Genomic DNA, 26,263 nt, shown 5'->3' on the forward strand with positions numbered 1-26,263 from the left:
TCACTCAGCGTTTCCGACGGCGCGCCAGACGATGCCGTCCCAGGTGTCCCAGAAACAAAGGGGGAACGTCCCACACCCCTGGTGACCAAGGGGGGATGTCATCGGCGTGGCTGCGAGACGGCGCCCCAGGTGGGCCGGGGCTCACGGCCATCGAATGTTCCTGCCCTTGCCCCGCACCAGAGAGGTCCACCTCGGTCGGCGTCCCTGCCCGTCCAGCCCTGGGCCCTCTGGAACGCCTGGGTCGCTCTTTGGTCGGCCGCGGACCAGCGTGGGCCATGCGTACCTGGGGCACGACGTTTGGGTGATCACCGCGTGCAGCATGGAGGTCGGCAGGATTGGGTTTGTGCGCCCTTCTCTTGCCGCAGCCCATGCGGTGGCTTCAAAGTCGTACCTCACGTACTGGGGGTGGCCGGATGCGGCGCACGCGCGCTCGGGTGTTGTTTTCCGCTGCGGGCGCGTGCGTCCTGCTCGCTGTACCGGGCTGCGGTGGCGGCGCAGGAGGCGCAGCCAAGCCGTCGCCCTCCATAGCGGCATCACACACGTACATCAGCCATTCCTTCGGGGTGCCTCTCGCGATCACCGTCCCCACCTCGCTGGGAAGCCGACCGGTGTCGGATACCCGCACCCTTCTGACGTGGGTGAAATCCGGCAACAAGGTCCGATTCCTGCTGCCCGCGGTGGTGTACCGACCAGGTGGCAGCGGAAGCCCCGAGAAGCCGCCCACCACCTACAAGGGCTACCTGGCATACCTTCATGAGCAGGCCGGATATCACGCGAACTGGCGGGACGAGAAGACCACGACCGTCGGTGGCGGGGCCGCCACACTGCTGACCGGCAGCACCAATGAGCCCTTGGACGGATCATTCGGCTGTCCGACGGCCGAAGCGGACCCGGACAAAGACTGCTTCGGCCTCCAGCCTGACAACGACTTCCGCGTAGCCGTCATCGACGTCCCCGGCGGGCCGCTGGTGGTATGGACGCCGGTCGACACCACCCAGGTCGTCGATACTTCGCCGGCGTTCAGGCAGTTCGAAGGCATGCTCCAGACCCTCACATTCCGATAGCTCGGCAGGAATGAGCCGGCGAAGCCCAACCCGGGCTTCTGGGCACCAAAGTGGCCAAGTGGTCCGCTCAGTGGCTCCCCATGGTGCAGTCACGCCGTGCAGCTACGGAGCAGCTGGCGGAGGTGCGGGCCGAACGGGACGAGCTCGCCGTCGCCGAGCGGGTCCTTGAGAGGGTGAGCGAACAGCTCGCCGACGAACGCACCTCGGTCGCGCCGGCGCCAGGGCAGGTGGGCGGCCGGGCGGTGATGCTGATCCCGCACCGCACGCCGGACCTGGAGGAGACCACGCTCCCGCCGGATTACCAGCGCATTCTTGGCGCTGTGCGGCAGGCCGCCGGGCCGGTCATGACCCGGCAGGTCGGCGAGATGCTGGGAGTCGACGTTGCCGTACGGGCCAAGCTTGAACCGCTGCGCGGGAGGCTGGTCAGACTCGTTGATCGCGGCTGGCTGTGCAAACTTCCCGACGGCAAGTTCACCACCTGCCTGTGACCGGAGACGCTGTCGCCCAGAGTGGTGTGCCGCGGGTGTAACCACGGTGCCCCCGGCGGCCGTTGGATTTGTGTGACGAAAACCAAAGAACGCGCCGAGGACACCTGCCCGCTTGTCTACCGGTGCCGTCTGCCGCTGTCCACGCGGACCGTCAACCACCTCGCCGGCCTGCTGCGTCGCCGCCTGAAGGCGATCCGTTCCAGGTGGCGGATCCTGCCGCCCGGACGGATCGCGGTAATCGTCCTGGCCGTGCTGCGTCACGACCAGCGCCTGGCCGACATGGCCAGCGGCAACAACGTGTCCGAGTCCACCGTCCGCCGCTGGCGCGACGAACTGATCACCCTGCTCGCCGCTCAGGCACCGCGCCTGGACCGCGCTCTGAGGAAGGTCGCCAAGCGGGGCAGGGAGGTGGTCCTGATCGACGGCACCTTCATCCCCACCCAGCGCCGCACCGGAAGGGCAAACCGGCGGAACTACTCCGGGAAGCACCGCAGTCATGGCCTGCACTTCCTCGCCCTGACCGATGAGAAGGGCCGCCTGATCTGGATCTCCGCAGCCCGGCCCGGCCGCACCCACGACAACACCACCGCCCGCCACGATCACATCCTGGCCCACCTACGCGCCGCCGGCCTTGGATCCCTCGCGGACCTCGGCTTCCGCGGCCTGGACAACGACGTACGCGCCCCTGTGATCGTCACAGGCTTCCACGCCAGCCGCACCCACAAGCTCACACCCGGCCAGAAGGAAGCCAACCGCGTCCTCGCCGTCGGACGGGCACCGGTCGAGCACGGCTTCGCCCACCTCAAGAACTGGCGGACCCTCACCAAACTCCGCACCGACCCCGTCCAAGCGACCCGCCTCCTGCGCGCCTTACTTGTCTTGACGAACCTCGAAGTCAACCGTTGACAGACGATCTACCCCGCAGACCGCCGCCCTCGACTTGATAGGCAAGTAGACACTTGCCTATCCTGTGGTCGTGGCCGACGACCTTTTCAAAGCTCTGGCCGACCCCACCCGCCGCATCATCCTCGACGAGCTCACGGAGAAGTCCGGACAGACGCTGTTCGAGATCTGCTCGCGACTGAGCATGAAGCACCGGCTCGGCATCTCGCGTCAGGCGGTCTCCCAGCACCTCGCCCTGCTGGAGGCCGCCGGGCTCGTCGGGACCAGACGGGAGGGCCGTTACAAGTTCCACGACCTGAACACAGCCCCGCTGCGGCAGATAGCCGAGCGATGGCCCATGCCCGCCCCATCCGGACCGGAGAAGAGCACTCCATGAAGATCCATCTGACCAGCGTCTTCGTCGACGACCAGGCGAAGGCCGAGCACTTCTACACCGAGATCCTCGGCTTCGTGAAGAAGCACGACGTCCCACTGGGCGAGGAGACCCGGTGGCTGACCGTTGTCGCGCCCGACGAGCCCGACGGCACCGAACTCCTCCTGGAGCCCGCCGGCCACCCGGCCGTCAAGCCCTACCGCGACGCGCTCGTCAAGGACGGCATCCCGCTCGCCCAGTTCGCCGTCACCGACGTAGAGGCGGAGTATGAGCGCCTGCACGCCCTCGGCGTTCGCTTCACCCAGGAGCCCCTGGCGATGGGTCCTGTCACCACCGCAGTCTTCGACGACACCTGCGGCAACCTGATCCAGATCGCAACACAGCCGCAGTAAGCGGTCAGAAGCCGTATCTCTATCGGTCATCAGGACAATTGGGATCGAACAACGGCCCAGGTCGGGTGATCTCGGCCGGGTGGCTGGCACGAGAACAGAGCCTCCTGGGAAGCTCGGGGTCGCGCCGCCACTCGAGTGGAGTCCCTGTTGTTCCAGTCCCGTGTGCCGGTCCCCGCTCCGTCCAAACCTCCCGCTTGGCGCGGTGCGATCGCCTCGTGCACCGGTTCGGGGTCGGTCGGCCGACTCTTGGAGTCATGCCGCGTCGGGGTTGAGTAGGACGATTTTGCCGATGTGGTGGGCGTCCAGGATGCGATGGGCTTCTGCGGTTTGGTCCATGGGCAGGGTCCGGTCGATGACGACCTGCACCGTTCCGTTCTCGATCAATGGCCATACATGTTCCTGGACTTCGGCCACGATGGCTGCCCTCTGTCCAGCTTGGCGGGAGCGCAGGGTGGTGCCGTGCACGGATGCACGCCTGGCGAGGAGTTCGACGAGGTTGAGTTCGGCCGTCAGGCCGTTCTGCAGCCCGATGACGACCAAGTGCCCGTCGAGGGCCAGGGAGTGGATGTTGCGCGGAAGGTAGTCGCCGCCGATGACGTCGAGGATCACGTCGTAGGGGCCGTGCTCGGCGAAGTCCTCGGTGCGGTAGTTGATCGCGAGGTCGGCGCCGAGTTCTCGGACCCTGGCAGCCTGCTCGGGCCCGCCGACGGTGGTGACGACGCGGGCACCGTGGGCCTTGGCGATCTGAATGGCTGTCGTGCCGATGCCGCCGGCTCCGCCGTGCATGAGGAAGGTCTCGCCTGGCTTCAGCCCACCGGTCATGAAGACGTTGGACCACACCGTTGCGGTGGCTTCCGGCAACGCTGCCGCCTGGACCAGGCTGACGCCCTTGGGCACCGTGAGCAGCTGCCCTTCAGGGACAGCGACCTTCTGCGCGTATCCGCCTCCGGTCAGCAGTGCGCACACCTCGTCGCCGGGCTGCCAACGCGTCACACCCTCGCCGAGAGCGCTGATCCGTCCGGAGACCTCCAGGCCCGGGTAAGGTGACGCTCCCTCCGGAACCGGGTACAGCCCCAGCCGCTGTGCCACATCGGCCCGATTGACGGCGCTGGCAACGACGTCGATGACCACTTCACCCCTCGCGGGGACGGGGTCCTCCACATCGATCCACTGCAGGACTTCCGGCCCACCGGGTTCCTTGATCGAAACTGCTTTCAAGACATTCCTCCGAGTGCGCCGCCTGACGGACGGCACATACGCCGGTCCGACGTTGTGAAAATGCGAGTGAGAGGGCACGCCCGGCAGGCTCACGCTGGTCCGGGGCCGCCGCAGAAACTCCGCCCGAGCCTGCCTGTCCAGCCCGCGCACTGGAAACTGACGAGCCCAGGACCCGGACAGCCCTGAGCTCGAAGAACAAGCCACCTGTCACCGACAAGATGCGAGCAGAACCGTCAAACGCCCCGAGACACTTCACGAGCAGGACCGGTCCGGCCGATGCGGATCAAGGTCAAAGTTGGCGCAGCGTCTCGATGATCTTTGCCGTGACGACCTTGGTGGAAACGGGGTTCTGTCCCGTCACGAGCCTGCCGTCAGCGGTGGCGAAGGGGGTCATCGGGATGGTGGCCTTGACATAGTTCGCGCCCCGCTTGCGGAACTCGTCCTCCACCAGGAACGGCACCCGGCTCTTCACCATGGCGACTCGCTCCTCCGCGGTGGAGAACCCGGTGACCGTGCGGCCCTCGACGAGCAGGGAGCCGTCGGAGAGCGTGATGTTCAGCAGTCCGCAGGCACCATGGCAGACCGAGGAGACCACGCCGCCGTTCTCATAGATATCCCGCGCGACCTGCTGAAGCGCGGCACTGCCGGGGAAGTCCCACATGACGCCATGCCCGCCCGTGTAGAAGATCGCTGCATACTCGGCCGGGTCGACGTCGGCCGCCTTCCTGGTGTGGTCCAGGCTCGACATGAACGCGCGATCGTTCATGTACTTGCGAACCTCTTTGTCGGCCAATCTGACGCTTCGCGGATCCAGCGGTACCTGTCCCCCTTCCGGACTGACGATGTCGACCTCGAATCCAGCCTGGCGGACTCGGTCGTAGAAGTGAACCAGCTCTGCGATCCACAGCCCGGTCCGGTGGGGGTTCGTTCCGTAGGTCGACTGGTTGGTGACTACGGCGAGGATCTTGCTCATCTGTGTGCCTCCGGCGGTGAGGCAGGGCTGTGGCGGCTGCCCGGATCACGAGCCTTTTTTCATGGCCACGACCTGCCAAGAGTGAGACGGCTTGTGAGGAGTCGGCCGCCTCAGTCGCCGTTGTCATAGGTGCCGATGTCGTCCGCGTGCCTCACTGCGCCCGTACGGGGCCGGCTGGCGAAAGCAGCGTCTGGTGCCCCTCCCAGGCGCAAGCGGATATGCGAGGTTCAGGCCAGCTTCTTGAGGATTTCGGCTGCGGCGGGTCCGGCGGAGGCGGGGTTCTGGCCGGTGATCAGGTTGCGGTCGACGACCACGTTCGGGGCCCACGGCTCGCCCTCCTGGTAGTCCGCGCCGATCTCGACCAGACGGTCCTGGAGCAGCCACTTGGCATTGGCCGCAAGGCCCGTCTGGGTCTCCTCGGCGTTGCTGAAACCGGTGAGCCGATAGCCGGCGAAGGCGTTGCCGCCGTCGGCCGTGGTGGCGGCGAGCAGGGCGGCCGGTGCGTGGCAGACCACGCCGAGCGGCTTGCCCGAGGCGAGGGCATCGATGAGGAGCCTGCCGGAGGTGGCGTCGACGGCCAGGTCCTCCATCGGGCCGTGGCCACCGGGGTAGAAGACGACGGCGTAGTCGGCGAGGTCGACGTCCTCCAGCCTGATGGGGTGCTGAATCTCGTCGATCGAGGCGAGGGCGTCCGCCACCTTCTTCGCCCCCACCTCTCCGCCGTTGAACTGCGGCGCCAGGCTGCCCTGGTCCAGAGGCGGTACGACGCCGCCGGGTGTGGCGACGACGATCTCGTGGCCGGCGGCCGTGAACGCCTGGTACGGGGCCACGGCCTCCTCGGCCCAGAAGCCGGTCGGGCGCTTGGTGCCGTCCGCCAGCGTCCAGTGGTCGGCGCCGGTCATCACAAAAAGGATCTTCGACATGGTGTGGTGGTCTCCGAGAGCTGGGGGTTCACGCTTTGACGTTTCGACTTCAGAACGTCAGCGCTCCTACGTTCGAAACTAAAGCCGCCGAAGAAATCGCGCCAATGAAGGCATCGATACCAGGTATCGACGAACCGATGCCCTGCACGGGGACGAATGGCAGGTGGCTGCCGTGCGTACCTCGTAGGCTCGACGCCGTGAGCGATCAGGACACTCATGGATTGGGTCCGCTGGACCTGAACCTGTTGCGCACCTTCCTTGCCGTGCACCGCCTGGGGTCCTTCACCGCCGCTGCACGGCGGCTGGGGCTGTCGCAGTCCACCGTGACCACGCAGATCCGGGCGCTGGAGAACCGTCTGGGCCGTGAACTGTTCGAACGCCGGGCGCACGGTGTCACCTCGCTGCCCCACGCGGACGAACTTGCCACGCGACTGTCAGGCCCCCTGGATCAGTTGGCCGACATCACCGGCGAGGAGCCGAGCAGCACCGCGGGACCGGTGCACCTGGCCGGGCCCGCAGAGTTCATGAGTACCCTCGGCCTTCAGACGCTGGCTCCGCTGGTCGCGCAGGGCGTCCGGCTGCGGGTGGCCATCGGACTGACCGAACCGCTGCTCGAGGAAATGCGGGCCGGACGCCACGACCTCGTCGTCGCCACCCGCCGGCCCCGGGGCCGGACGCTGCAGGCCGAACTCCTCGCCGACGAGGAGTTCGTCCTGGTTGCTGCCCCCGTCTGGGCCGAACAGCTCATGGGACAGGAACTGCCTACTGCCCTGGAAAGCCTGCCCATGATCGCCTACGCCGAGGACCTGCCCATCGCCCGCCGCTACTGGCGCCACGTCTTCGACCGCCGCCTGCGCGTCCAGGCCGCGATCACCATCCCCGACCTGCGCAGCGTCCTCACCGCCCTCACGGCCGGCGCCGGCTGGAGCGTCGTGCCCAGCTACCTCTGCCGGACCGAACTCGCCTCCGGCGCCCTCCGGCTACTGCACCAGCCGGAGGACCCCCCGATCAACACTGCCTACCTCGTCCAACGCCCAGGCAGTTCCATCAATCCTCACGTCACGCTCGTCCGTGAGCATCTGCTCGCCGCTGCGAAGACCTGGTGAGCCCAAGCCGGTACCCCGAGGTCATGTCGGGCTGACATCGGGTTGCGTCGCCGGCACTCCCGATCAGCTGGGGCTACGAGCCAACACAGCGCCATTCGTAACGCAGAGTAACAACCCTCTACCGATCGTGAGGCTGGTTCTGATCGAACACGGTCCTTGGCCGGGCGATCTCGGCCGGGTGGTGAGTACGGGGCCCCTAGCTCGGGTTTGCGACCACTGGAGTGCCAGGAGGTCCTGTTGTTCCGGTCTCGCGTCACGGTCCCCGTCTCGTCCAACTCCCGCATGGCGTTGCCGGTGACTTTGCGGCCTTCCAAAGCCCGTCAGCGACAACATTGCCGCAGGTCAACGGCTTGCGCTGCCGCTAGATGCCGCATCTCAACCAATCATGGAACGTGCGGTTCGAACAGGTTTCCCGCCGGGGTGATCTTCCCGCTGTACGCGCATGAAGGCAGGGCCTCTCTGTAGCTCGGGGATGCGAATCTAACCGAGTGGTGCCGGGAGGCCCTAGTGTCCTTGTTGTACGCGTCCGAGCCCGTTCAGTTCAACTCGGCTGCTCCATCGTGTGATTGCCTCGCGCACGTGTACGGCAACGCGGCCGATCATCCCGATCGGGTGCGCCGGTATCCGTCGGACATGACGGATGCGGAGTGGGCGGCCATCCGGCCTTTGCTGCCGGTGCCGGCCTGGCTCCAGGGCAGAGGCGGACAGCCCGAGGGCTACTGCCACCGCCAGCTGCTGGACGCGATCCGCTACCTGGTCGCGGGCGGGATCTCCTGGCGGGCGATGCCCGCGGACTTCCCCGACTGGGGCCGCGTCTACGCCTTCTTCCGCCGCTGGCGCGAGCACGGGCTGCTCACCGAGTTCCACGACCGGTTGCGCGGACGGGTGCGTGAGCGCGAGGGCCGTGAGGCGGAGCCGACGGCGGGGATCATCGACGCGCAGTCGGTGAAGGCCGCCGCCTCGGTGCCGTCCGTCTCGCGCGGCTGGGACGGCGGGAAGAAGGTGGGTGGCCGCAAGCGGCACATCGTGACGGACTGTCTCGGTCTGCTGCTGGTCGTCGCGGTGACCGCCGCGAACGTCGGGGACCGGGATGCCGCGATGGGCCTGCTGATACGGCTGCGGCGCCTGCACCGTGACATCTGCCTGGTCTGGGCCGACGGCGGTTACACCGGCGGCATCGTCGACTGGGCACGGGCGAAACTCGCGCTTACCCTTCAGGTCGTCAAGCGAACCGACGACATGGAGGGGTTCGTGGTGCTGCCGAGGCGCTGGGTAATAGAGCGCACGTTCGCATGGCTGATGCATTCACGCCGGCTGGCCCGGGACTACGAGACGTTGCCGGCCAGCAGCGAGGCGATGATCCGATGGTCGATGGTCACGCGGATGGGACGGCGCCTGGCACGGCCGCGGGCCGCCGGCCCGCGCTGAACATCCCCGACGTCTCCTGCACGAGCCACCCTCGCTCCGCCAGGCGCCTGGCCTTCGAGCGCACCCCCTCGACCTTCGCCGACGTCGGCTGAAGGCCCAGCACCACCGCGATCTCCTTGGCCTTCACCGGTCCTTGGCCCGCCGACTGCCGCTCCTCGAGCACACCCAGGATCCGCTGATAGTCCGGCGCCAGCACCGTCACCGGCAGTCCTTCGCGCCAAGGCGGCACGATCGAGCCCGGCACCGGCGCAGGTGAGGACACGGCTTCCGTCTCCGCCTTGGTCACAGCGGTGGTCTCGGCAGCCGTGGCCGCCAGGGCCTCGACCAGTTCCTCCCGCGCGATCACCCGCCGGTCCAGCTCGATCTCCGCAGCCTCCAGTACCTCGGACAGCCGCGCGACTTCCTCGCGCAGTCCTTCCACCCGCACCCGGGCCGCTGTCTCCCGCTCCCCCAGCATTCCCAACACCGACGCCATCGTGCACCCCTCGATCACGGAGCCGAAACAAGACGTCGCATGCCTCCCTCATTCCGAGCTAGACCATGCCTGACCAGCGGAAATCAAGTGATCACGTTCGGTTGAGATACGGCTTCTCAGCGTCGAGCGGGGGTCCGTCAGCCACGGCGACCGGACCCCCGCCCTGGAGCCCGTCAGCAGCGTGAGCACACAACGGAGCACGACCGCCAACCCGGTGATCACGCACAGTCACCCCCTTATGCGGCCGCACGTAGGGAATCTGTGAACTGGCCACCCACAGCCCGCCCCCACCGTCAAATGATCTACTCCGCAGACTGCCGCGCACGACCAGCGCGAGCACCCCGAGCACCGGCCACACCAGCCCTTTGACCTGCAACTTCAGGTTGGCGGAGGCCCCGTGCTGTGGAATGGCACGGTCGGGATGACGCCGATGGATCACGCACCGGACGCAGGGCTCGCCATGGTTCCCCTGCTCGACGTGCCTCAAAGCCCGGTGGTCGTGGCCCACGCGAAAGGCGAAGCCAGCCCCTTCGTCCGATCCTTCGTGGACATCGTCATCGCCGCCTTCCGCCAGTGATGCGGCTCTGCACGCGAGGCGTCAGCACGCACGTCCCGGCGAGGCGTTGACGGCTCCGCTCGCCCAGGCAGCCGGGCTCCGGGCCCAAACCGGATGCTTCTCGGCAGAGTGCGAGGCCTCGGCAGCAGCTGACAGCCAATCCGGCTCCACGTGCCCCGCCCCGTGATCGAATCAACGGCCGCCTCACCACCTAGGACACTGTCTTGGTGGTGCCGTTGGGGTGCGCCCGACGCGACGGATGCGTCGCTGGCGGGGGCCCACTTGGATGTGCCGGGGCAATGATTATTCTGCTGGTCTGGGGTTTTTGCGCCGGTTGGCGTTGAAGCGTGCTTTCTTCTGGCGGTTTCCGCATGTGTTCATGTCGCACCATTTGCGGGTGCGGCTTTGGCTGGTGTCGAAGAAGGCGGCTTGGCAGGTGGGTGATGCGCACAGGGCCAGTTTTCCGTCTCGTTCGCCTGTGATGATGGCGATGGCGTCGGCGGCGATGACGCTGAGGGCGTCTTCCACGCAGGACGTCGGGCTGAGTCGCCATTGCCGTTTGCCCTCGAGTGTCAGGATCGCGGCGGCCCGGCCCTGAGCGCTGCAGTCGTTGATGACGTGGACGGCAGATGCAGGGAGAGTGTCCTGGATCGCGGCCGCTGTCGCGGCGGCGTGAATCGACTCCCTCAGTTCCCGGGCGAGGTCGAGCTGGGCGGTGGTGCAGGAGTCCACGGCGAGGCCGTTCACTGCCAGCCAGTCGATGAGTCGCTGCGGCGTTGGAATGCGCTCCACAGGGTTGCCATGACGCTCCGAGAGAGTCCCCGTGAAGCTGGTGGCCAGCACGTTGCCGAGGCGGAAGTCGGGGAACGCAGCACGCATGGAACCACCTTAGCCGGTTGCAGCGTGGCTTGGAGGACTGCTAGAACCGTCTTAGACGGTTCTACGATGGCCAGGAGGTCTCATGCCCCGTCCGACCAGCGACGTGCACGTATTTGAAGCCCACGCGACTGACGCTGACCTCGACGATCTGCGCGCACGACTGGCCGCGGCGCGACTACCGGAGGCCGAGACGGTCTATCGCGCCGGGCCCGACCCTCGCCGATGGGAACAGGGTGTTCCGCTCGCCGACCTCGTCGATGTCGTGAACTACTGGCGTACCGGGTACGACTGGCGGTCGTTCGAACAACGCCTGAACCGGATCGGCCAGTTCCGCACGACCATTGATGGTCTGGGAATCCACTTCCTGCACCGCCGGTCCGCGCGTGCGGATGCCACTCCTCTGATCGTGACGCACGGCTGGCCAGGCAGCATTGCTGAGTTCATCGATGTGGTGGACGAGCTGGCAGATCCGAACGATGCGGACGCGCCGGCGTTCCACGTCGTGGTTCCGTCGCTGCCGGGCTTTGGTTACAGCGACAAGCCGGCCACCACCGGATGGGGGACCGAAAAGATCGCGGCCGCATGGGTGGAACTGATGGGAAGGCTCGGCTACAGCAAGTTCGTAGCCCACGGCGGCGACTGGGGAGGCAATATCACCACGGTTCTCGCCGGCAGGTTCCCGGCGCACGTTCTCGGCATCCACACATTGTTCGCGGAGGCGCCGCCGGGGTTGACGACGGACGGGCTGACAGCGGTCGAGCGCAAGTGGACCGAGGAGACCCGCGATTTCTGGCGCCACCGCGCGGCGTACGCGAAGCAGCAGGCGACCCGACCGCAGACCATCGGCTACTCGCTCGTCGACTCGCCGGTCGGGCTTCTTGCCTGGATCCTTGACAAGTTCGCCGAGTGGTCGGACACCGAAGACAGCCCGTTCGAGACGATGTCCAGAGACAGGATTCTTGACGACGTCACCCTGTACTGGCTGACGCGGACCGGCGCATCGGCGGCCCGCATTTACTACGAAAGCCACAACTCGCTGGACCCGGAACTTCGGGTCGACGTCCCGTCAGCAATCAGTATGTATCCCCGCGACATCGAGAAGTGTCCGCGCCCCTGGGCGCAGGAGCGGTACCGACAGATCGTGCGATGGAGGTCGCCCGAAAGCGGCGGACATTTCCCGTCGCTGGAGGTTCCCGAGTATTTCGTCAAGGACCTGCAGGAGGGCTTCGCGGCCGTGCTGGCCGCTCATCGGTGAACGCGGCTGGGTGCCGGCACTCGAACACTGCCTGATCCGGCTCATGGTGTTGTCCGACGGCTTCCAGACCGATGGGTGCGTTCTGCTTCGTGGTGGTGGGTGTTGCCGGGCCGGTCCTTTCCCTCTCGGTCCCGCAGGAACTACGCTGCAGCGCTGCCGGCCTGCCAAGCCCGCTGGATCTCCCGGTCCAACCCGTGGGCCGCCTGCGGGCAAGGAGGTGCCTTCCGCAGCGTGGCAGCATCCGCCGTTCATGTGGTGGCGGGTGTCGGCGTCTTGTGCGGGTCGTTGTGGTGCGGGGGAGGGACAATCGGCCGATGTCTGAGATCTTCGTCGGTCTGGGGAGTGTCGATGCGCCGTCGGGTGTGCTGGTGCTCGGCATGGCCGGGTGGATCGACCAGTGGCGGGAGTTGGGGCAGCCCCTGTCCGAGCGCGCGAGGACGGCCGCGGCGTCAGGAGGAGGCCACCTTCGGAAGTGGTTGTGCGAGGCGGTCGCGGTTCCGGCAGCCGGTGACCGGCCGTTGACGGTACGGGCGAGTACCTCGCCGTCTCCGTTCGACAAGCAACCGGTGATCACGACCTTGGAGATCGGTCTCGGTCTTCCGTGGCCCGAGAGCGCGGGCCGGTCGGTACCGGTCCGGCTCGGGGACCTGCCTGTTGACCGGTGCGGCATGGTGGTCGGCGACGCCACTGCGCTGGATGTGTGGACGGGAACGGACGACGAGCCGGCCGACGGGCTCGCCGATGTCTTCTACTGGGGCCTGTACGCGGACGACGCACACGCGCGGTTCGGTGGCGAGCGGATCGCCCGGTACGGCACCGACGGACCGCACGGGTGGCTGGACCTCCCGGTGGCTGAGGCGGTCGCACGCGCGGCCGAACTCACCGCCTGGCGCGACTGCCTCCATGGCAAGGGCCTCATGGTCTCGGTCGACAAGCACGCCGACTTCTACCGCTTCCGGCGGGCCGGGTGGCACCATCCGCTCCGGGCCGGTGCGACGAAGGTCGGGGGCTGCCGTCTGCTCGGTATCGAATGGGACCAGGGCGACCACTCGATGCGGCACCGCGGTGAGCGGCATACCGGCCGGGTCTATCCGGTCACGCTCGAAGCCGGCGAGGCGGGAGAGACGGTGATGCGATGGACGATCCCGCCCTACGCCTTCGCCGACGAAGACACGTGACGAGCCCAGCTGTAGGTACCGGCCGCCGTGGTGAGTCGACCAGCCGTGCCGGAAAGCCTGTCGGTCTGCGCGGGGTGACGTGGGTGGCGCGCGGCACCGCGGCAAGCAGATCGAGCAGTTCCTCGGCGAAATCGACCGCGAAGGTCACCGGGGCCTTCGCTGGATCGCTATCAGTCCGGGCCGCTCGGGGGTCACGATCTACCTGTGCGAAGTCGAAGACGCGGGCACCGACACCTTCTACGACGTCTCTGAGTTTCCGCCCCTGGATCCCGATGACGAGACCTGGGGCAAGGAGATCGCCACCGTGTCGACTCCGGAGGAGGCTCTCTACCGGGCCTGCAGCGAGCCCGGCGTGAACTCCGACCGCTGGGTCAACCAGGGCATCATCCGCGACGAGTACCGCGATTTCCGGATCGCCAGAAGGAACGAACCCCCGGCGACCCCATGACGTTCAGGTGTCACCCCCCAGCAGCGGCGTGCCCACCAACCGTTGTGCAGGGGTTGGCACGGAAGTTGAGCTGGCTGGTTACAAGGGTGGTGGCGTGTTGGATACGCACGATCGGCTGGTGCATGAACGCCCGCCGCAACACACCCGACTACGAACGGCTGCCCCGCAGCGTGACGACCAGTCGTCGTGGAGGGAAAACTGTTCACATGGCCTCTGCAATCTTCGGCTTCGTGGGAGTCCTACTCGGTTCCCTGACTACGTCCATCTTGACGATCTACAAGGAACGACTCGCCTCCAGGCACGAGACGATGATCCGCGACCAGCAATACGAGCGAGATCGACAAGCCACTAGGGATGATTTCCAAAGGGAGAGCATCCAGGCCTTGCAGACAGCGGTCTCAGACGTGATCAAGGCCGCCTACGAGGAGCTTGACCGCGTCCTCGCCGAGCTCCGCGAATCAGGCTCGTGGCCTGCACGTCAGTGGGAGACCCCAACGGCCAAAGGGTGGTCGGAGTCTGTGCTACAGCTTCAACTCTCGGCAGCCCGCGTCCTTGACGAGGGACTGCGTGACCTGGCTCATGAGATCCAACGTATTGCAGGTGAGGCAATTTGGGCGCCAGACCTCTCTGCCGCGAAGCGGCACAGCCGACGCCTCGAGCCCTTGCACGTTCGATTCAACGACACCGCTAACAGGATCTTCACTTCTCTCTTCTGACCCGGGCTGGCGGTGCGTGTCGACGTGGCAGGCATCCGGACTATGACCGTCTCGTTGGCGCTGCTGACCCTCCGGGTGACGACGAGCATGGTCACTTCACGAGCGCATGCGGCAGGTCGGGTGCGGCAGGATAGATGACCAACGAGGCTCCCGGGCAACGTGGTTGAGATTTCAGACATTTCGATCAACGGCTCGGGGGCATCGCTCGTTGCGCTTCGTGGACCGTCACCTGATCGGTGGCCGGATGGAAGAAGCTCACTGGTACCGCGGCGGCTGGGAGCTCGGGCCGCTGCGGGCTGGGCAGCTGGTGCGGCGGTCGGTCTCGCGGCGGTCTCCACTTCCCTGGACGAAGGGGTCCTGCTCGCACTGGCCCGCGGGGTCGGCTGCAGCTTCGTCGTGTCCGGGCTCGTGGGCGGCGCGGTGTACTCCGTCCTGAGCGTACGCTCGCCTCAGCCTGTTTCTTCCGCGTCCTCGGCCAGGCGCCAGGAACGCTCGACCGTGTCGTAGCGCAGGGTGCCGCGCACCAAGGTGAGGTCCAGCGCCTGGAGTTGGTGGTATGCCTGCGCGTCGAGGTCACGAGTGAGCAGGACGCGGACGCCGGTGTCGGTGTCCTGGAGGGCGACGGGGCGCGGGGCGGGGGTGCGCCGGACTGCCTCGCGCAGCTTGCGGTAGACGTCGTCGGCGAGCCTGCTGCCGAGCCCGCCCAGGAAGGCGTGCAGCGGCAACGTCACGAGGATGAGTAGCTCCAGGCTCCGGCGTACGGGGACGGCTTTGACTCGGACGGTGAGACCGAGCGCGGTCAGCGTCTCGACGAGCGCGGCCTCGGTGCCGGGGGCGTCCTGCTCGGGAACGAGTACGTCGGCCTGGGGCGGGGGTTGGGCGGTCACGGGCGGGGCTGCCTTCCGGTTGAGAACGCGTCCTTCAAGGTCCGATCGCTTCGAGGTCGATCACGTGGACCTCGGAGCCCTGCAGCACGGCGATGTGCGTGCCGTCCGGGCTGTAGGCGACGGAGCCGAGGCCGTGTATACCGACCGGCACGGCGGTCGGCCTGGCGCGCAGTGCGTGGTGCTCCCACACGGCTCGCTCCGCACGCAGATCCCACACGGTGGCGATGGAACCGTCGATGGTGGCGAGCCTGTTCGCGTCGGGCCCGAATGCGAGGCTGATCACATCGCCGTGGTGCGGCAGCCGCAGAAGCAGACGTCCGGTCGGGACCTCCCAGACCTGCGCCAGGCTGCCACTCGCGGTGGCGATGCGGGTACCGTCCGAGCTGAGCGCCACCGCCGACACGCCTGCTTCGTGGGGCAGCCGACAGAGCTCGGTGCCCGACGCCACGTTCCAGACCCGGGCATCACCTGGTATTTGCTGGGAATGCCATCTGTCCGAGTCCTGCGGGAGCGGGCCCCGCATGCCCGCAGCGATCCGGGTGGAGTCTCCGGAGAACGCCAGGTCCAACACGTCTCCCGTATGGGGCAGGGGAAGCCGTCGGCCCGCGGGTCCGGTCAACACCAATGCGGTGTGCATCTCGCGGTACACGGCCGCGTAGATCTGCCCGCCGTCGGCGAGGGCGACTGTGTCCGTGTACGACACCCGGCCGAGAAGACTTTTCGACACGCGTCTGCCCGTGGCACTGCTCCACCTGCGGACCGTTGTCCCCGCGACAGTGGCGAAGGTGTCCCCCGTCCGGTCGAAGCACACGGACACGACCCGGTCCTGGTAGAGGAAGAACGACTGGACGGCGCCGGCAGCGGAGGCGACATAGCCACCGACCTTCGCCTCGCACAGCTGCCGCCCCCGCAGATTGACCACCACTGCGAGCCACTTCTCGCACCCGATCACAAGGCGGCTGGAATCCGGGCTGAAAGCCAGCGACCAGGCCCTCTTGGGCACATCGACCCGGGTGACGTGCCGGCTTGCCGCCTGCGCCGAGCGGGCGCCCTCAAAGGGTATATACGAGCTCGAGGGGGCCGCGATGGGGACGGCCCTGTCCGCAGGTTCGCCCCCTTCAAAGGACGGCTGCCCGACGGTCACGGATTTCTTTGCCGGCTGCGGGTCCACATCGAACAGCACCCCCTCCGCCGCCCGCATATAGAGGACCGGCGTCCCCCACTCCAACGTCCCCGGCAACGCCAGCCGAATCGCCTGCCGGGCCTCCGTCACCGCCGTGTCGACCGGGAGGCGGTGGGCGAGGCCCTCGTAGAAGCTGCGGCCGAATTCGACGGCCGCCCGGTCGGAGATCGCGTACTGCATGGCGAGTGCGGCCGGCACGCCGACCCGCAGCAGTGCGCCGCCCATGCTGGAGAACGGGTCGGCCGCCGCCGAGCGGCCCGTCTCGCAGGCGTTGAGGACCACCAAGCGCAGCGAACGGTGGTCGTGCAGCATCATCGCGAGGTTCTCGGCGCCGAGTTGGTACGTCCCGCCCTCCTCTCCCGCGAGGGCCAGCGTGCCCTCCTGGGTCACCGGATCGAAGCCGCCGTGACCGATGAAGTGCAGGATGTGCCAGGGGCCCCGCCGGGTGAGCGCGGTCCGCAGGGCGCGCCAGGTCTCGCCCTCGACCCAGCCCAGCTCGATGAGCCCGGCCTCCTGCAGACCCGCGAGCGCACCACCGAGCCGGTCGCGCTCGGCCCGGACCGCGAGGGGTTCGAGATCGTCCGGGCGGGCGGCCATGCACAGGATGCGCAGCGGCGCGGCGACCGCCAACGGACGCTGGGGCGTGGCAACTTGGGGTCGGCGCACCAGCGGCATCGTCGTACAGACATAACTGCTCTCAGCGCTGTCGAAGAGGAACTCCCAGGGCAGCCGCGCGAGTTCCGGCGGACGCACCCGCAGTACCAGGCGTAAGGACCGGTCCCGCTCGGCGGCGCGCTGGCGCGCCGCGGCGAACAGCGCACGCCCCTCGCCGGCGAACAGCGTGTCGAACAGGATCCGGCCCAGCTCCTGTACCGGCCGCTCCTCGGGAGGCGCGCTGCGGCGCACCACGGCCGAGGAGGCGAGAATCGCATCGGGGATACGGGCGGAGAGGATGCGCAGTTCCTCCGCACCCACCGGCAGACGCACCCCGTCGGCACTCGCCTCGGCGCCGTCCGCGGTCCGCAGCGTCACCTGATGGACGCCGGGTCCCGCAGAGGCGATCTCGGCCTGGAAGTCGACTGTGCGCATGGCGCGCCCCACCCCCCGTCCCCACCAGGTGTCATACCGGGTCCACGATCCCATGAGGGCATGGCCTCGGACATGCGAATGACGCGGATCAGTACCTCGCACCGAGGGTGCGCCCGCACTGGGGGGGTTAGACGCGGCAGCTGTCGATGTGGGTGACGTCGCGGAAGTCGGCGATGAGGGGGCTGGCCATGGATTCGCGGTAGACGACGGCGGCGCGGCCGTAGGGCCAGGTGGTGTCGTTGTGGAAGTCTTGCTGGGCCTCCGAGCAGCTGCCGAACATCAGGCCCCGCACGACGTCGGTCCAGTCGGTGTCGTCACGGTAGTCCTGCCCCTCGGGGTAGGTCCCGGGCCAGCGAGCAATTCCGCTGCGGCCAAGGCGAGTTGGTCGGCGCTGGGACGGTCGGCCGGCTCCTTCGACAGGGCGATTTCGACCAGTGGGAGCAGATCGGCCGGCATGCCGTTCAGGTCCGGCTCGGCCGATATGACGCGGAAGGCCACGGCGTCGGCAGCGCCGCTGCCGAAGGGCGGCCGGCCGGTCGCGGCGTAGGCGACGAGGGCTCCCCAGGCGAACACGTCGCCGTGGGGGCCGACGGCGCCGGTGCGGTAGTGCTCGGGGCTGATCCAGCCGGGCGTGCCTGTCATCACTCCGGTACGGGTGACCGAGGTGCCGTCCAGAGCGTGGGCGATGCCGAAGTCCAGCACCTGCGGTCCGGACGGGGCCAGGATCACGTTGGGCGGCTTTACGTCCCGATGGACCACGCCCGCGGCGTGGATGGCGCTGAGAGCGGCTGCGGTGCCGGCTGCCAGTGCGTACAGATGTGCCCCGGCCAGGGCACCGTTGAGCGTCACGTGCCGGTCGAGAGTGGGGCCGGGGATGAAGGGCGTGGCAAGCCACGGGAGGGCAGCTTCGGTGTCGGCGTCGCGGAGGGGCACCAGGCAGGGGCCGGTGACCCGCTGGGAGAGCTGCACTTCGCGCTGGAAGCGAGCACGGAATTCGTCGTCCGCAGCCTGCGCCGGATGAATGACCTTGACGGCCATCCGCTCGCCCGCACCGGACAGCGCAGCGAACACCGTGCCCATGCCGCCCGAGTCGAGCCGTCCAACGACACGGTAGGACCCTATACGGCGCGGATCGCCCGGCTGCAGCGACTGAACACGGTTCGACACGCACATCCCCCTGGCGATCAACGGCACGCAACTGCCGAAGCGGTAGCCCATCGTAGTGGCTGTTTTATGTAGATCATGACCGGGCTGGACCAGAGCCGGGAACGCGCCCGCAGGAAGGAACGCGGCCGTCGGCAGGCCATGACGGCTGCCGTCGTCGAGCCCGGGCGGCAGCCCTGACAATGCCACCCCACAGGGACCTTCTGGGGTCATGACACAGCCGCAAGACCCATGCGGCGACTGACCTCGGCGGCCAGTTCCGGCCCTTGGAATCCCTGCAGGTGGCGCGGCAAAGAACACCTCGCCGCGCCGCTCAATACGCTTCACAGACCGTGACGGCCGCCGGGGCATCCATGCCCTGCACCAAGTGACGGTCAGGCAGGGGGTGCTCGCGATCCGGTGTTGGCGAACGGGAGGGGCTGGCCGTCGCCGCGGCTGGGTCAGCGGCCGTGACGCCCGAACAGGTGCTGCCAGAACGTGGAGTGTCTGCTGTGCCAGCGCGCCCGGATGAGTTCTGCGCTGGAGGGGCCGGTGAACTGCTGGGAGACGGCCGCGTAAGCCTGCAGGAGGGCGAGGAGGTGCTTGTCGACGTCGGGGAAGCGCCGTTCTTGTTCCACGAACGGTTCGATGGCTTCCCATACTTTCGCGATCCGGCCCCGCGCCATGACGATGGCGGCGGTTTCGTCGATGACACCCAGCGCGTACAGGCCGGCGAGTGTCTGGAAGAAGTAGGCGACGTTGTACACGGCCGCTTTCGCGTCAGGCGGCAGGCCCCGCAGCCCGCCATCCGGCGCATGCTCACGGTTGAGGTCGCGACAGACGTAGGCGTACTGCTCGTGCAGCTCGGCGGAGCGGAACTCGGCGAGCAGCTCCATCAGAGCAGGTATGTAGTTCGCCTGCCGGGCGATCTGCACCTGCCGCGCTCCGAACCACATCGAGGCGAGCACCGCGGAAACGGAGATCGCTATGGCCAGCACGTTCAAAAGGGTGGCCCCGTCCACGAGCGCATCGTAGAGCTGCAGTGCCAGGGTGGCGAGGGCTGCGAAGCAGACCGGCTAGAACCTGTGCCGGCCCGGCACCGTAGGGCAGAAGGCTCGTCGAACGCGGTGCCGTGAACGGCACACGGATGGGGAAGAACACCGCCGTCCTATGCACTGCCAGCCCCAGCAAGGATGCCGCGGCATTGGGCGAGCGGCTGTGCGAGCCCGTCGATGCCGGGCCCGTCACCTACACCCACCTGCCTTCCGGCAACCAACGGCAGCTGCAAGGCCACCAGGGGCTGCCGATGGCCGCTACCTCGGGCAGCGCGTAGCGCCGCCGTGCAGGCAGCGGAAGCGAGGAAGGCTGCCGCACTGTGGAGCAGCAACATCCCATGGCCCGGCCCGGCTTAAGGAGTCGGATCGGCGCCTTCGGAATCGGGTTGAGGAGGGCGGACATCGCGAAGGGCCTCGGCAACAAGGTCCTTGAACCGCTGGAACGATCGGTCGTCGCCGCCCGTCAGCATTTCGAGGTACTCCGTGAGCGCTGCCAGGCCGCCTTCGATCCAACGGACCTGATCCATCACGGCCAAAGCGAACAAGCTTGGAGTCAGATGATCGGGGACTTCGAACCGCACACCAGGGAAGCCATCGCTGACGTACCGCACGAACATGGATCGTCCTTGCGGGTCTTGCATCATCGGCAAGTCCAAGAACGCGTCGCTCAGTTCTGCCATGTAGCGGCCCACTGCTAACCGTTCGGCCTGCGGGCTGCTACGCCGCGGCGGCACGGGCTCAGTGTCATTGCGCGAGGCGGCGATCCACAGGGCATGGAAATGCCGGCGCTCTTCGGCCGCAGACAGACCGGGGGCTTGCTCGCTCAAGGCCTTCACGATGATGTCGACCATGCCCCACGTCGGCAGGCGCTCTCTGCTGAACACATCGTAGATACGGCTGTGGCTGAACGCCCCTCGACCGAGCGCCCGCTCCAGGTCGCGCACTGACGGCTGGCCTGCGAGCAGGTGCAGATGATGGAGCGCATCGTTCAGCTCTTTCAGCCGCCCCGGTGCAAGCTCAGGTCTGCGGAGTTCTCCCAACAGGCCCTCCGACCGTCTGAATCTGTCTGATTCCGTATGACAACACTTCCCGAAACAGGCCTTGCTGGGCAATACGTACGGCGTTGTCGGACCCCGTAAAGCGGGCTCCCCGGCCCCTCACCCTGTAGGTAAAGGGCCGTTTGTAGAAGGGGAGTTGAGGTCCATGGAAGGCAAGCGCCTGCGACGTCTGCGTCATGCCGCGCTGTTCGCGGCCGTGCGAGGAGCGTCCACCGCGGCCGGCGGTGCGCTGGTCGGGGCGATCCTGTGGTGGATCCGGCAGTGATGACGCGGGAGAGCTGCCTGCCCCCCGACCGAGCAGGCTGCACGGGGCTGCGGCAGATGGCCGCCGGGGGGCCGGCCACTGTGATCCGGGCGCTCACCTGGTCTGGCGGCCCCGTCTCCGCCTGATCCTTGTGGGCGGACCTGCCTGACACCCGCGCTGACCGTGCCGTGCGGACAGCACGCCGCCCGGACAACTGGCCGCGGCACCGGGCCCGGGCCCCCGTCAGGCCCCAACTGCAGGGCCACGACGCAATGTCGGTGGCGGGGTTTAGAGTGATCTGTGTTTTCACGCGGCCCGCCGGGCTTCCGCTGTTTGCGGACATGCCCCCACCCGCACACGGTGTTTCGTGCTGCCCGGGGGATTGTTTCGTGTCGTTGCTGCGGATGTCTGCGCGTGCTGTAGCTGAGGCGGCGGGTGCCGGCTCGCTGGTGGAGAGCCTGGCCGCACAGTTCCAGTTCACCTACAGCTTCGAGGCCGGGGCCAGTGAGAAGAGGTCGTGGGGCAACAGCCTTCCCGCCCTCGCCCACACCCTGCTCGATGCGGGCCTGGGGGACGTCGAAGTCCTCATCGAGTATCCGGTGCCGCGGTCCAGCTACCGGGTCGACGCCCTGCTGACCGGCGCCTACCCCGTGACGGGTGAGCCGTCGTATGTGGTGGTGGAGCTCAAGCAGTGGACGGCCGTCGAGCCGGTGCCGGACGCCGAGGACCTGGTGACGGTACAGGGCATGGGCAACACCGCCCGCCTACACCCCGTCGCGCAGGTACGCCGCTACTGCGACCACATCGCGGACTTCACCAAGTCCCTGCAACGGCCCTTCTACTTGTTCTCGCCGCCCATGGAGGATCCTCACGTGCTGCACCGGCTGGTCAAGCGTCATGTTCTGGGTCCATGCACGCTCGTACTCGCGTCTGAGCACGCACCGCCCTGCGCGAGAGCCTGCCCTCGGTCCGGGGTGCGGCGGCCAGCGCGCGCAGGCTCGGATTGCCGGCCGTCGCCCGGATCTTCAACATGGCGGCCACGAGCCCGGCCCGGGTGCTGATCCGCCCTGGCACATACGCATTCCCGGCCCGGCCCGGCCCGGCTTCCGAGCCACGGCCGCGGCGGCCTGCGCCCACACCCGCTCGTCGGCGCCGGTGCCGCGGGCGAACGCCAGCACCGTGTACCGGCCGGGCATCCGCCCGTCCAGGGCCCGCCCGGCCGGGCAGCAGCGGGAGCCCGGCCGCCGACGAACTGCATCAGCGCGGCTGGGTCACGCTCCTCGCTGAACCGCAGCACCCTCGCCGCCCGCGCCGACACCCGCTCCACTTCACCGTCGACGTTCTCCAAGCCGTTCTCGCCACCGTCCGACAGACCGTCGTCGGGATCCTGTTCGCCCGTCGTGCGGCTGTTGCCCAGGTGAGGGTTGGCGAGGGCTTCGATCGTGTCGGGGCCGGAGGTGAGCGTGGGATGATCCTGTCCTGTCCGGTACGCCTGGCGACGCCACGTGTACCGGATCGCCGGTGGCCGAGGAGGAAGACGAAGGATCGATGACGCTGAACGTGGGCCAACGGGTGCGGCTGGCGGCGGATCTTCGGTTGGCCGGGTCGGTGACCCCAGCCGGTGAGCCCCCGCAGGAGACGGGTGCCTTCGCCGCCTCTGTGGCCCTGGCAGCAGGCATCGAGGGCACCGTCGAGCGTGTGGACGAGCATCACCGGCAGCAGAGCCACGAGGTCCGTGAGTACCTGCGCCTGAAGTCGCTCCTCGACGACTTCGGCCACCAGATGCCGCCGGCGAGCAGGAAGCAACTGGAGGAGCAGGTGGGGGCCTTGGAAGAGCAGTGGGTCGCCTACCAGCGACGGATGCTCCACGTCACGGTCCGCGTCCGGCTCGACAACGGATTCGTCCTCGACGATGTCCCCGAGGAGGCTTTCGCCTCCGCCTGATCAGGCGTCGGGGCGCTCGCTTTCCGCCTGTTGGCCTGTCAGCCGAGCAGGACAGAATCGTTCGGCAAAGCGCACATGTTCCGGCGAACCCGTGCCAGGCGGCGCCTGAACAGCACAGGTTCCGGCAGCACCTCGGATGCTGCATGATCGAACGGTGTTGGTCGAACTGGAGAAGGTCGCAAAGTTTCCTTGGAGCCCCTGTGTGGCTCAGATCCGGACCCCCTTCGGAAGGACCGCGGTCCGCTGGTGCGGTGACGAGAACGCGGAGCCGGGGGAGTACCACGTTGAGTGGACAGTCGATGAGGACATCGTCTGGGGGCGGAATGCGAATCTGGCTGCCGATTCCGGACCGGGAGTCCGGCCTGGTGGACACTGCGTTGTCCTGCGAGGACGTCTGAACCCCACAGAGGATGGTGCCGCCGTGCTGGACTTGGACGGCAGTCTGATCCTGCTGGATCTCGCTGATCCGCTGCCCGAGGATGTCGCCGATACGTGGGTGGAGCTGTTCATCGAGCGCGAGAAGATCAGTCTCTACCCCTACGAACTCTGACCAGAGATCACCTTCTGAGCGTCTCCCACTGCGACAAGCGGGTCTCGTCGAGGCGATCGGACAGATGGATCAGGGTGGCTTGCGGGTCCATGCCGAAAGCGGCGGCGACGAGCTTGGGGTCCATCGTGTTCACCATGTCGACAAGGCGGGTGCTGCCGATTCCCGTCTCTGCGCGGCTTTCGTCGACCGGCTCACCTTCAACGGCAACATCTTCGAGACCGGCACCGACTCCTACCGCCTCGCCACCACCCGTGCCGAACAGCAGGCCGCTGGCTGAGCGCTGAGCAGCGAGGAACCACGCCACCCTCAGTTCTCCATGAATCGCCGGCGCCAATATCCGCAAGCGCTGAACGGAGTTGCCAGCACGAGGTGAGAGCTGAGGGAGACGGTCCTGCGGTCGAACTCGGCGTCCAATCTGGCCACGAGCCCGCCAAGGTCTGTCCGAGCACCACGGGGAAGCCACAGCAGCACGTCCTCCAGAAGGTCTCGCGCCACCAGAGGGTCACAGCAGTCGCAGCCCATCACCGGATCTGGCAGAACGTGCCCCGGTTGCCCCAGATGCCACCGGCACTCCGCCAAGGCAGCGGCAACAGCCCCCGGCCACAGACGCTCTTCTTCCAACTTCCGGATCGCTACGCGAGTGGCCGCGGAAACACCGCGGATCCGGCGGACCGGGACACCTCTTCTGGGCCGCCAACGCTCCGCGCGCAGCCCCTTCGGACGCCTACGCGGCATCGGCCTTTCGGATCAACATGCCGTCATCCTGCCATGGTCCGCACCACCCCCGCACGCGATCACGGCGAGCCCGCGCCGCCTCACGTGCTCTTACTTCTCACCGATATCCCTGCACTCGCCGGACGAAGAGAGATGCCGGAACCCGTCAACATGTGCTCCCGCTTAAGACCTACGCAGCCAGCCGGTTGACCCTGTTGTCAGTGCGTTGGCCCTGCCGTCCGGTCGGCAGGACCAACGACATCACAGCTCGTCATTCAGCAGCGAATACATGAACATGTCCCGGCGTTCGTCCCCCACCTGCTGCCATCCCCGCAGCAGCTCCTCACGTTGGAACGCCGCACGCTCGGCAGTGCGCACGGAGGCCGTGTTCCCCGGCTCCACCCATAGTTCGAGCCGGGGAATTCGCAGATCACGCAAGGCCCAGCCGACCACTGCGTCGACGGCAGCCACGGCGGCGCCCTGGCCACGCGCCGATTTGCCCAGTAGCCCAGCGACGCACGGCCCTGTTGAAGATCCTTCAGCCACAGCCCCGCCTGGCCGACCGGCCGATCGTCGGAGGCCACGATGACGAACGTATACCCAGCCCTCGTGGTCGCCCGGCCCCACTGCCTTTCGATGAACGCGACACCTGCCGGCCCGGAGTAGGGCGACGGCACCGTCGTGATCAGTTCGGCGTCCGCCGGTCGCACCGGGCAGCGCTGGGACAACGCGCTCGCCGAGTCGTTCTTCGCCACCCGCCCGAAAATCCGTGGAACCGCACCCTCGTGTGCCGTTACCGTTCTCCCGCCCGCAGTCACCCTGTCAAGGACGTGCCGTTGTACACCAAGTGAGACCCCCCGAGCGCTGATCCGTCGTGCGTCGCACATGTGCGCCGCGCTCCTTTTCGCTGCGGTCTTCTCACTGGAACCGGTGTATTTCTGTGTCCAAAAACTGGGTGGTCGTGCCCACCAGCCTGCCGATAGTTCTCCGCCGTTGCCACACGTGCGTCCCCGGGCGCTTCCGGGCGCACGGCACATTCCGCGCCAACGCGAACCACAAGCTCCTCGACGCCTGGCTCCTCGCGCTGTGCACCGGGTGCGGGGACACCACCAAGCTCGCTGTCCTGAAGCGGATGAACGTGCGTTCAGTACGACCCGAGCTCCTGAACCTGCTGCGCGACAACGACCCCGGCCTGGCAGCCGACCTGCTCCAGGACCCGGTCGTACGGCGCCGCGACGTGGGCGGCTCGGGGCGAACCGAGCGGCCGGCCTGGCAGTCGCCGTACGGTCCGCCGCCACACCGGGCGCATCGCGGCCGGTGGGCGCCTGTGCCGGGGTTGGCCTGGTCTCGGTCCGCTTTGCGGCGCGCAACCCTGTGCGACCGTTGCGTCTGAGCGTCGAAGGATTCGGCTCTTCGCGAGCCCCCAGCGGAAAGAGGTTGTGACACAGCTTCTCAAGGCGTAGAGCACAACGAGAGTCGGTCACATAGCGCGGCGCCCCAGCCATCGCCTGGGGCGCCGCCTTCTTCCAGCTCTCGCTCGTGCAGAAGGCTCACAAGTCCGTCCGCGGGCGATGTTTCCCGCCGGTCAGGGGCACTGAGGGGCCCCGCGTTTTTCGGACATGCGTCTGACCGTCTATTTCACGCGGCGATTCGCAACTTCTCGTACTCGGCGTGGACTTCGCGTGGTGGGCGGTAACCCACCGCCGAGTGGAGGCGTTTGCGATTGTACCAGAATTCGATGTAGCGAGTGATGTCCTGCCGGGCAGCCTCGCGGGTTAGGTAAGTCACCCTTGATACGCGCTCGTTCTTGAGGGCGCCGAAGAATGATTCGGCCATGGCGTTTTCGTAACAGATCCCGGTGCGGCCGGAAGATCTGCGGAGCCCGAACTGGTCGAGTGTCTTCCCGAACTCGGCCGACATGTAGTTGGCGAGTTCAACCAGTCGTTGCAACACCGGGCTGTTGCAGCGAGCGTAGCTGTTCTTCGAAGACCTCGGCCGGCGTGCGCCAACCCAGGACTTTG

The 26,263-nt window shown here is 67.5% G+C and carries 29 protein-coding genes and 1 pseudogene; 17 read left to right on the forward strand and 13 right to left on the reverse strand.

What is annotated here, in order from left to right; all coding sequences use genetic code 11:
- Positions 1-413 precede the first annotated feature (413 nt).
- From ACIBK0_RS46780 to ACIBK0_RS46800, 5 genes are all read left to right on the forward strand, one after another.
- A complete protein-coding gene (locus tag ACIBK0_RS46780; protein WP_399095005.1) occupies positions 414-1,064 on the forward strand; it encodes a hypothetical protein in 651 nt (216 codons plus the stop codon).
- A gap of 80 nt (positions 1,065-1,144) precedes the next feature.
- On the forward strand, positions 1,145-1,552 hold the full coding sequence (locus ACIBK0_RS46785; RefSeq protein WP_399095008.1) for a hypothetical protein: 408 nt from the start codon (positions 1,145-1,147) through the stop codon (positions 1,550-1,552).
- 72 nt (positions 1,553-1,624) lie between these two features.
- Entirely contained in the window at positions 1,625-2,458 is an 834-nt protein-coding gene (locus tag ACIBK0_RS46790) for a transposase family protein (RefSeq protein WP_399095010.1), read from the forward strand.
- A 70-nt stretch (positions 2,459-2,528) separates the two neighbouring features.
- On the forward strand, positions 2,529-2,831 hold the full coding sequence (locus ACIBK0_RS46795; RefSeq protein WP_399095013.1) for an ArsR/SmtB family transcription factor: 303 nt from the start codon (positions 2,529-2,531) through the stop codon (positions 2,829-2,831).
- Entirely contained in the window at positions 2,828-3,220 is a 393-nt protein-coding gene (locus tag ACIBK0_RS46800) for a VOC family protein (RefSeq protein WP_399095016.1), read from the forward strand. Before ACIBK0_RS46795 ends, ACIBK0_RS46800 begins: the two co-directional genes overlap by 4 nt.
- Positions 3,221-3,472: 252 nt before the next feature.
- Here the strand turns inward: ACIBK0_RS46800 and ACIBK0_RS46805 are convergent, their stop codons facing one another.
- The 3 genes from ACIBK0_RS46805 to ACIBK0_RS46815 all read right to left on the reverse strand — a co-directional run bounded on the left by ACIBK0_RS46805 (position 3,473) and on the right by ACIBK0_RS46815 (position 6,334).
- Positions 3,473-4,438 (reverse strand): NAD(P)H-quinone oxidoreductase, encoded by a 966-nt coding sequence (locus ACIBK0_RS46805; RefSeq protein WP_399095019.1) that lies wholly within the window; start codon positions 4,436-4,438, stop codon positions 3,473-3,475.
- Between the two features lie 289 nt (positions 4,439-4,727).
- Complete coding sequence (locus ACIBK0_RS46810) at positions 4,728-5,411, reverse strand: type 1 glutamine amidotransferase domain-containing protein (RefSeq protein WP_093868131.1); 684 nt, start codon at positions 5,409-5,411, stop codon at positions 4,728-4,730.
- Between the two features lie 227 nt (positions 5,412-5,638).
- The gene (locus tag ACIBK0_RS46815; protein WP_095849785.1) at positions 5,639-6,334 is read right to left on the reverse strand and encodes a type 1 glutamine amidotransferase domain-containing protein; all 696 of its coding nucleotides are present in this window, start codon (positions 6,332-6,334) and stop codon (positions 5,639-5,641) included.
- A 197-nt stretch (positions 6,335-6,531) separates the two neighbouring features.
- Between ACIBK0_RS46815 and ACIBK0_RS46820 the strand changes: the two genes are divergently transcribed.
- Complete coding sequence (locus ACIBK0_RS46820) at positions 6,532-7,440, forward strand: LysR family transcriptional regulator (protein ID WP_260326308.1); 909 nt, start codon at positions 6,532-6,534, stop codon at positions 7,438-7,440.
- A 633-nt stretch (positions 7,441-8,073) separates the two neighbouring features.
- A complete protein-coding gene (locus ACIBK0_RS46825) occupies positions 8,074-8,868 on the forward strand; it encodes an IS5 family transposase (RefSeq protein WP_093868527.1) in 795 nt (264 codons plus the stop codon).
- Here ACIBK0_RS46825 and ACIBK0_RS46830 read toward each other — a convergent pair.
- Entirely contained in the window at positions 8,816-9,343 is a 528-nt protein-coding gene (locus ACIBK0_RS46830; protein ID WP_179436212.1) for a hypothetical protein, read from the reverse strand. The two genes, ACIBK0_RS46825 and ACIBK0_RS46830, sit on opposite strands and share 53 nt — an antisense overlap.
- 430 nt (positions 9,344-9,773) lie before the next feature.
- Between ACIBK0_RS46830 and ACIBK0_RS46835 the strand changes: the two genes are divergently transcribed.
- Positions 9,774-9,920 (forward strand): hypothetical protein, encoded by a 147-nt coding sequence (locus ACIBK0_RS46835; RefSeq protein WP_399095026.1) that lies wholly within the window; start codon positions 9,774-9,776, stop codon positions 9,918-9,920.
- A 282-nt stretch (positions 9,921-10,202) separates the two neighbouring features.
- Here the strand turns inward: ACIBK0_RS46835 and ACIBK0_RS46840 are convergent, their stop codons facing one another.
- A complete protein-coding gene (locus tag ACIBK0_RS46840; protein ID WP_399095029.1) occupies positions 10,203-10,778 on the reverse strand; it encodes a CGNR zinc finger domain-containing protein in 576 nt (191 codons plus the stop codon).
- A gap of 82 nt (positions 10,779-10,860) precedes the next feature.
- Here ACIBK0_RS46840 and ACIBK0_RS46845 point away from each other — a divergent pair, with 82 nt between their 5' ends.
- From ACIBK0_RS46845 to ACIBK0_RS46860, 4 genes are all read left to right on the forward strand, one after another.
- Positions 10,861-12,033 carry an epoxide hydrolase family protein gene (locus tag ACIBK0_RS46845; RefSeq protein ID WP_399095031.1) on the forward strand — a complete coding sequence of 391 codons (1,173 nt, stop codon included), beginning with the start codon at positions 10,861-10,863 and terminating at the stop codon, positions 12,031-12,033.
- 314 nt (positions 12,034-12,347) lie between these two features.
- On the forward strand, positions 12,348-13,211 hold the full coding sequence (locus ACIBK0_RS46850) for a hypothetical protein (RefSeq protein WP_399095034.1): 864 nt from the start codon (positions 12,348-12,350) through the stop codon (positions 13,209-13,211).
- 79 nt (positions 13,212-13,290) lie between these two features.
- The gene (locus tag ACIBK0_RS46855; RefSeq protein ID WP_399095037.1) at positions 13,291-13,659 is read left to right on the forward strand and encodes a hypothetical protein; all 369 of its coding nucleotides are present in this window, start codon (positions 13,291-13,293) and stop codon (positions 13,657-13,659) included.
- Between the two features lie 206 nt (positions 13,660-13,865).
- Positions 13,866-14,375 (forward strand): hypothetical protein, encoded by a 510-nt coding sequence (locus ACIBK0_RS46860; protein WP_399095040.1) that lies wholly within the window; start codon positions 13,866-13,868, stop codon positions 14,373-14,375.
- Between the two features lie 449 nt (positions 14,376-14,824).
- Here ACIBK0_RS46860 and ACIBK0_RS46865 read toward each other — a convergent pair whose 3' ends face one another.
- From ACIBK0_RS46865 to ACIBK0_RS46890, 6 genes are all read right to left on the reverse strand, one after another.
- Positions 14,825-15,262 (reverse strand): hypothetical protein, encoded by a 438-nt coding sequence (locus ACIBK0_RS46865; protein ID WP_399095043.1) that lies wholly within the window; start codon positions 15,260-15,262, stop codon positions 14,825-14,827.
- 34 nt (positions 15,263-15,296) lie between these two features.
- The gene (locus ACIBK0_RS46870; protein WP_399095046.1) at positions 15,297-17,534 is read right to left on the reverse strand and encodes a CHAT domain-containing protein; all 2,238 of its coding nucleotides are present in this window, start codon (positions 17,532-17,534) and stop codon (positions 15,297-15,299) included.
- Positions 17,535-17,661: 127 nt separating this feature from the next.
- Entirely contained in the window at positions 17,662-17,826 is a 165-nt protein-coding gene (locus ACIBK0_RS46875) for a hypothetical protein (RefSeq protein WP_399095049.1), read from the reverse strand.
- Positions 17,814-18,701 carry a serine/threonine-protein kinase gene (locus ACIBK0_RS46880; RefSeq protein WP_399095052.1) on the reverse strand — a complete coding sequence of 296 codons (888 nt, stop codon included), beginning with the start codon at positions 18,699-18,701 and terminating at the stop codon, positions 17,814-17,816. The genes ACIBK0_RS46875 and ACIBK0_RS46880 overlap by 13 nt, the downstream gene beginning before the upstream one ends.
- Positions 18,702-19,138: 437 nt before the next feature.
- Positions 19,139-19,699 (reverse strand): hypothetical protein, encoded by a 561-nt coding sequence (locus ACIBK0_RS46885; RefSeq protein ID WP_399095055.1) that lies wholly within the window; start codon positions 19,697-19,699, stop codon positions 19,139-19,141.
- Positions 19,700-20,085: 386 nt separating this feature from the next.
- Entirely contained in the window at positions 20,086-20,772 is a 687-nt protein-coding gene (locus ACIBK0_RS46890) for a hypothetical protein (RefSeq protein WP_399095058.1), read from the reverse strand.
- A gap of 666 nt (positions 20,773-21,438) precedes the next feature.
- Between ACIBK0_RS46890 and ACIBK0_RS46895 the strand changes: the two genes are divergently transcribed.
- The 4 genes and pseudogenes from ACIBK0_RS46895 to ACIBK0_RS46910 all read left to right on the forward strand — a co-directional run.
- A complete protein-coding gene (locus tag ACIBK0_RS46895; RefSeq protein ID WP_399095061.1) occupies positions 21,439-22,095 on the forward strand; it encodes a hypothetical protein in 657 nt (218 codons plus the stop codon).
- 487 nt (positions 22,096-22,582) lie between these two features.
- A complete protein-coding gene (locus ACIBK0_RS46900) occupies positions 22,583-22,978 on the forward strand; it encodes a hypothetical protein (protein WP_399095064.1) in 396 nt (131 codons plus the stop codon).
- 421 nt (positions 22,979-23,399) lie between these two features.
- Entirely contained in the window at positions 23,400-23,528 is a 129-nt protein-coding gene (locus tag ACIBK0_RS46905) for a hypothetical protein (protein ID WP_399095067.1), read from the forward strand.
- Between the two features lie 157 nt (positions 23,529-23,685).
- Positions 23,686-23,805 (forward strand): annotated as a pseudogene (locus ACIBK0_RS46910) (AAA family ATPase); the annotation flags it as partial.
- A 698-nt stretch (positions 23,806-24,503) separates the two neighbouring features.
- Here the strand turns inward: ACIBK0_RS46910 and ACIBK0_RS46915 are convergent.
- Positions 24,504-24,869 carry a GNAT family N-acetyltransferase gene (locus ACIBK0_RS46915; protein WP_399095070.1) on the reverse strand — a complete coding sequence of 122 codons (366 nt, stop codon included), beginning with the start codon at positions 24,867-24,869 and terminating at the stop codon, positions 24,504-24,506.
- A gap of 334 nt (positions 24,870-25,203) precedes the next feature.
- Between ACIBK0_RS46915 and ACIBK0_RS46920 the strand changes: the two genes are divergently transcribed.
- Positions 25,204-25,635 (forward strand): DUF1062 domain-containing protein, encoded by a 432-nt coding sequence (locus ACIBK0_RS46920; protein ID WP_399095073.1) that lies wholly within the window; start codon positions 25,204-25,206, stop codon positions 25,633-25,635.
- A gap of 245 nt (positions 25,636-25,880) precedes the next feature.
- On the opposite strand, the gene ACIBK0_RS46925 is transcribed toward ACIBK0_RS46920, so the two are convergent.
- Complete coding sequence (locus ACIBK0_RS46925) at positions 25,881-26,162, reverse strand: integrase core domain-containing protein (RefSeq protein ID WP_399095082.1); 282 nt, start codon at positions 26,160-26,162, stop codon at positions 25,881-25,883.
- Between the last annotated feature and the right edge of the window lie 101 nt (positions 26,163-26,263).

It is taken from the genome of Streptomyces sp. NPDC050564, from assembly GCF_044457265.1.
In the GTDB taxonomy this organism is placed as follows: domain Bacteria; phylum Actinomycetota; class Actinomycetes; order Streptomycetales; family Streptomycetaceae; genus Streptomyces.

Bases quoted from the DNA above. Each gene is read 5' to 3' on its own strand.
- ACIBK0_RS46780 (WP_399095005.1), top strand. From the start codon at position 414: ATGCGGCGCACGCGCGCTCGGGTGTTGTTTTCCGCTGCGGGCGCGTGC.
- ACIBK0_RS46785 (WP_399095008.1), top strand. From the start codon at position 1,145: ATGGTGCAGTCACGCCGTGCAGCTACGGAGCAGCTGGCGGAGGTGCGG.
- ACIBK0_RS46800 (WP_399095016.1), top strand. From the start codon at position 2,828: ATGAAGATCCATCTGACCAGCGTCTTCGTCGACGACCAGGCGAAGGCC.
- ACIBK0_RS46810 (WP_093868131.1), bottom strand. From the start codon at position 5,411: ATGAGCAAGATCCTCGCCGTAGTCACCAACCAGTCGACCTACGGAACG.
- ACIBK0_RS46815 (WP_095849785.1), bottom strand. From the start codon at position 6,334: ATGTCGAAGATCCTTTTTGTGATGACCGGCGCCGACCACTGGACGCTG.
- ACIBK0_RS46825 (WP_093868527.1), top strand. From the start codon at position 8,074: ATGACGGATGCGGAGTGGGCGGCCATCCGGCCTTTGCTGCCGGTGCCG.
- ACIBK0_RS46830 (WP_179436212.1), bottom strand. From the start codon at position 9,343: ATGGCGTCGGTGTTGGGAATGCTGGGGGAGCGGGAGACAGCGGCCCGG.
- ACIBK0_RS46835 (WP_399095026.1), top strand. From the start codon at position 9,774: ATGGATCACGCACCGGACGCAGGGCTCGCCATGGTTCCCCTGCTCGAC.
- ACIBK0_RS46840 (WP_399095029.1), bottom strand. From the start codon at position 10,778: ATGCGTGCTGCGTTCCCCGACTTCCGCCTCGGCAACGTGCTGGCCACC.
- ACIBK0_RS46845 (WP_399095031.1), top strand. From the start codon at position 10,861: ATGCCCCGTCCGACCAGCGACGTGCACGTATTTGAAGCCCACGCGACT.
- ACIBK0_RS46850 (WP_399095034.1), top strand. From the start codon at position 12,348: ATGTCTGAGATCTTCGTCGGTCTGGGGAGTGTCGATGCGCCGTCGGGT.
- ACIBK0_RS46860 (WP_399095040.1), top strand. From the start codon at position 13,866: ATGGCCTCTGCAATCTTCGGCTTCGTGGGAGTCCTACTCGGTTCCCTG.
- ACIBK0_RS46870 (WP_399095046.1), bottom strand. From the start codon at position 17,534: ATGCGCACAGTCGACTTCCAGGCCGAGATCGCCTCTGCGGGACCCGGC.
- ACIBK0_RS46895 (WP_399095061.1), top strand. From the start codon at position 21,439: ATGTCTGCGCGTGCTGTAGCTGAGGCGGCGGGTGCCGGCTCGCTGGTG.
- ACIBK0_RS46900 (WP_399095064.1), top strand. From the start codon at position 22,583: ATGACGCTGAACGTGGGCCAACGGGTGCGGCTGGCGGCGGATCTTCGG.
- ACIBK0_RS46925 (WP_399095082.1), bottom strand. From the start codon at position 26,162: ATGTCGGCCGAGTTCGGGAAGACACTCGACCAGTTCGGGCTCCGCAGA.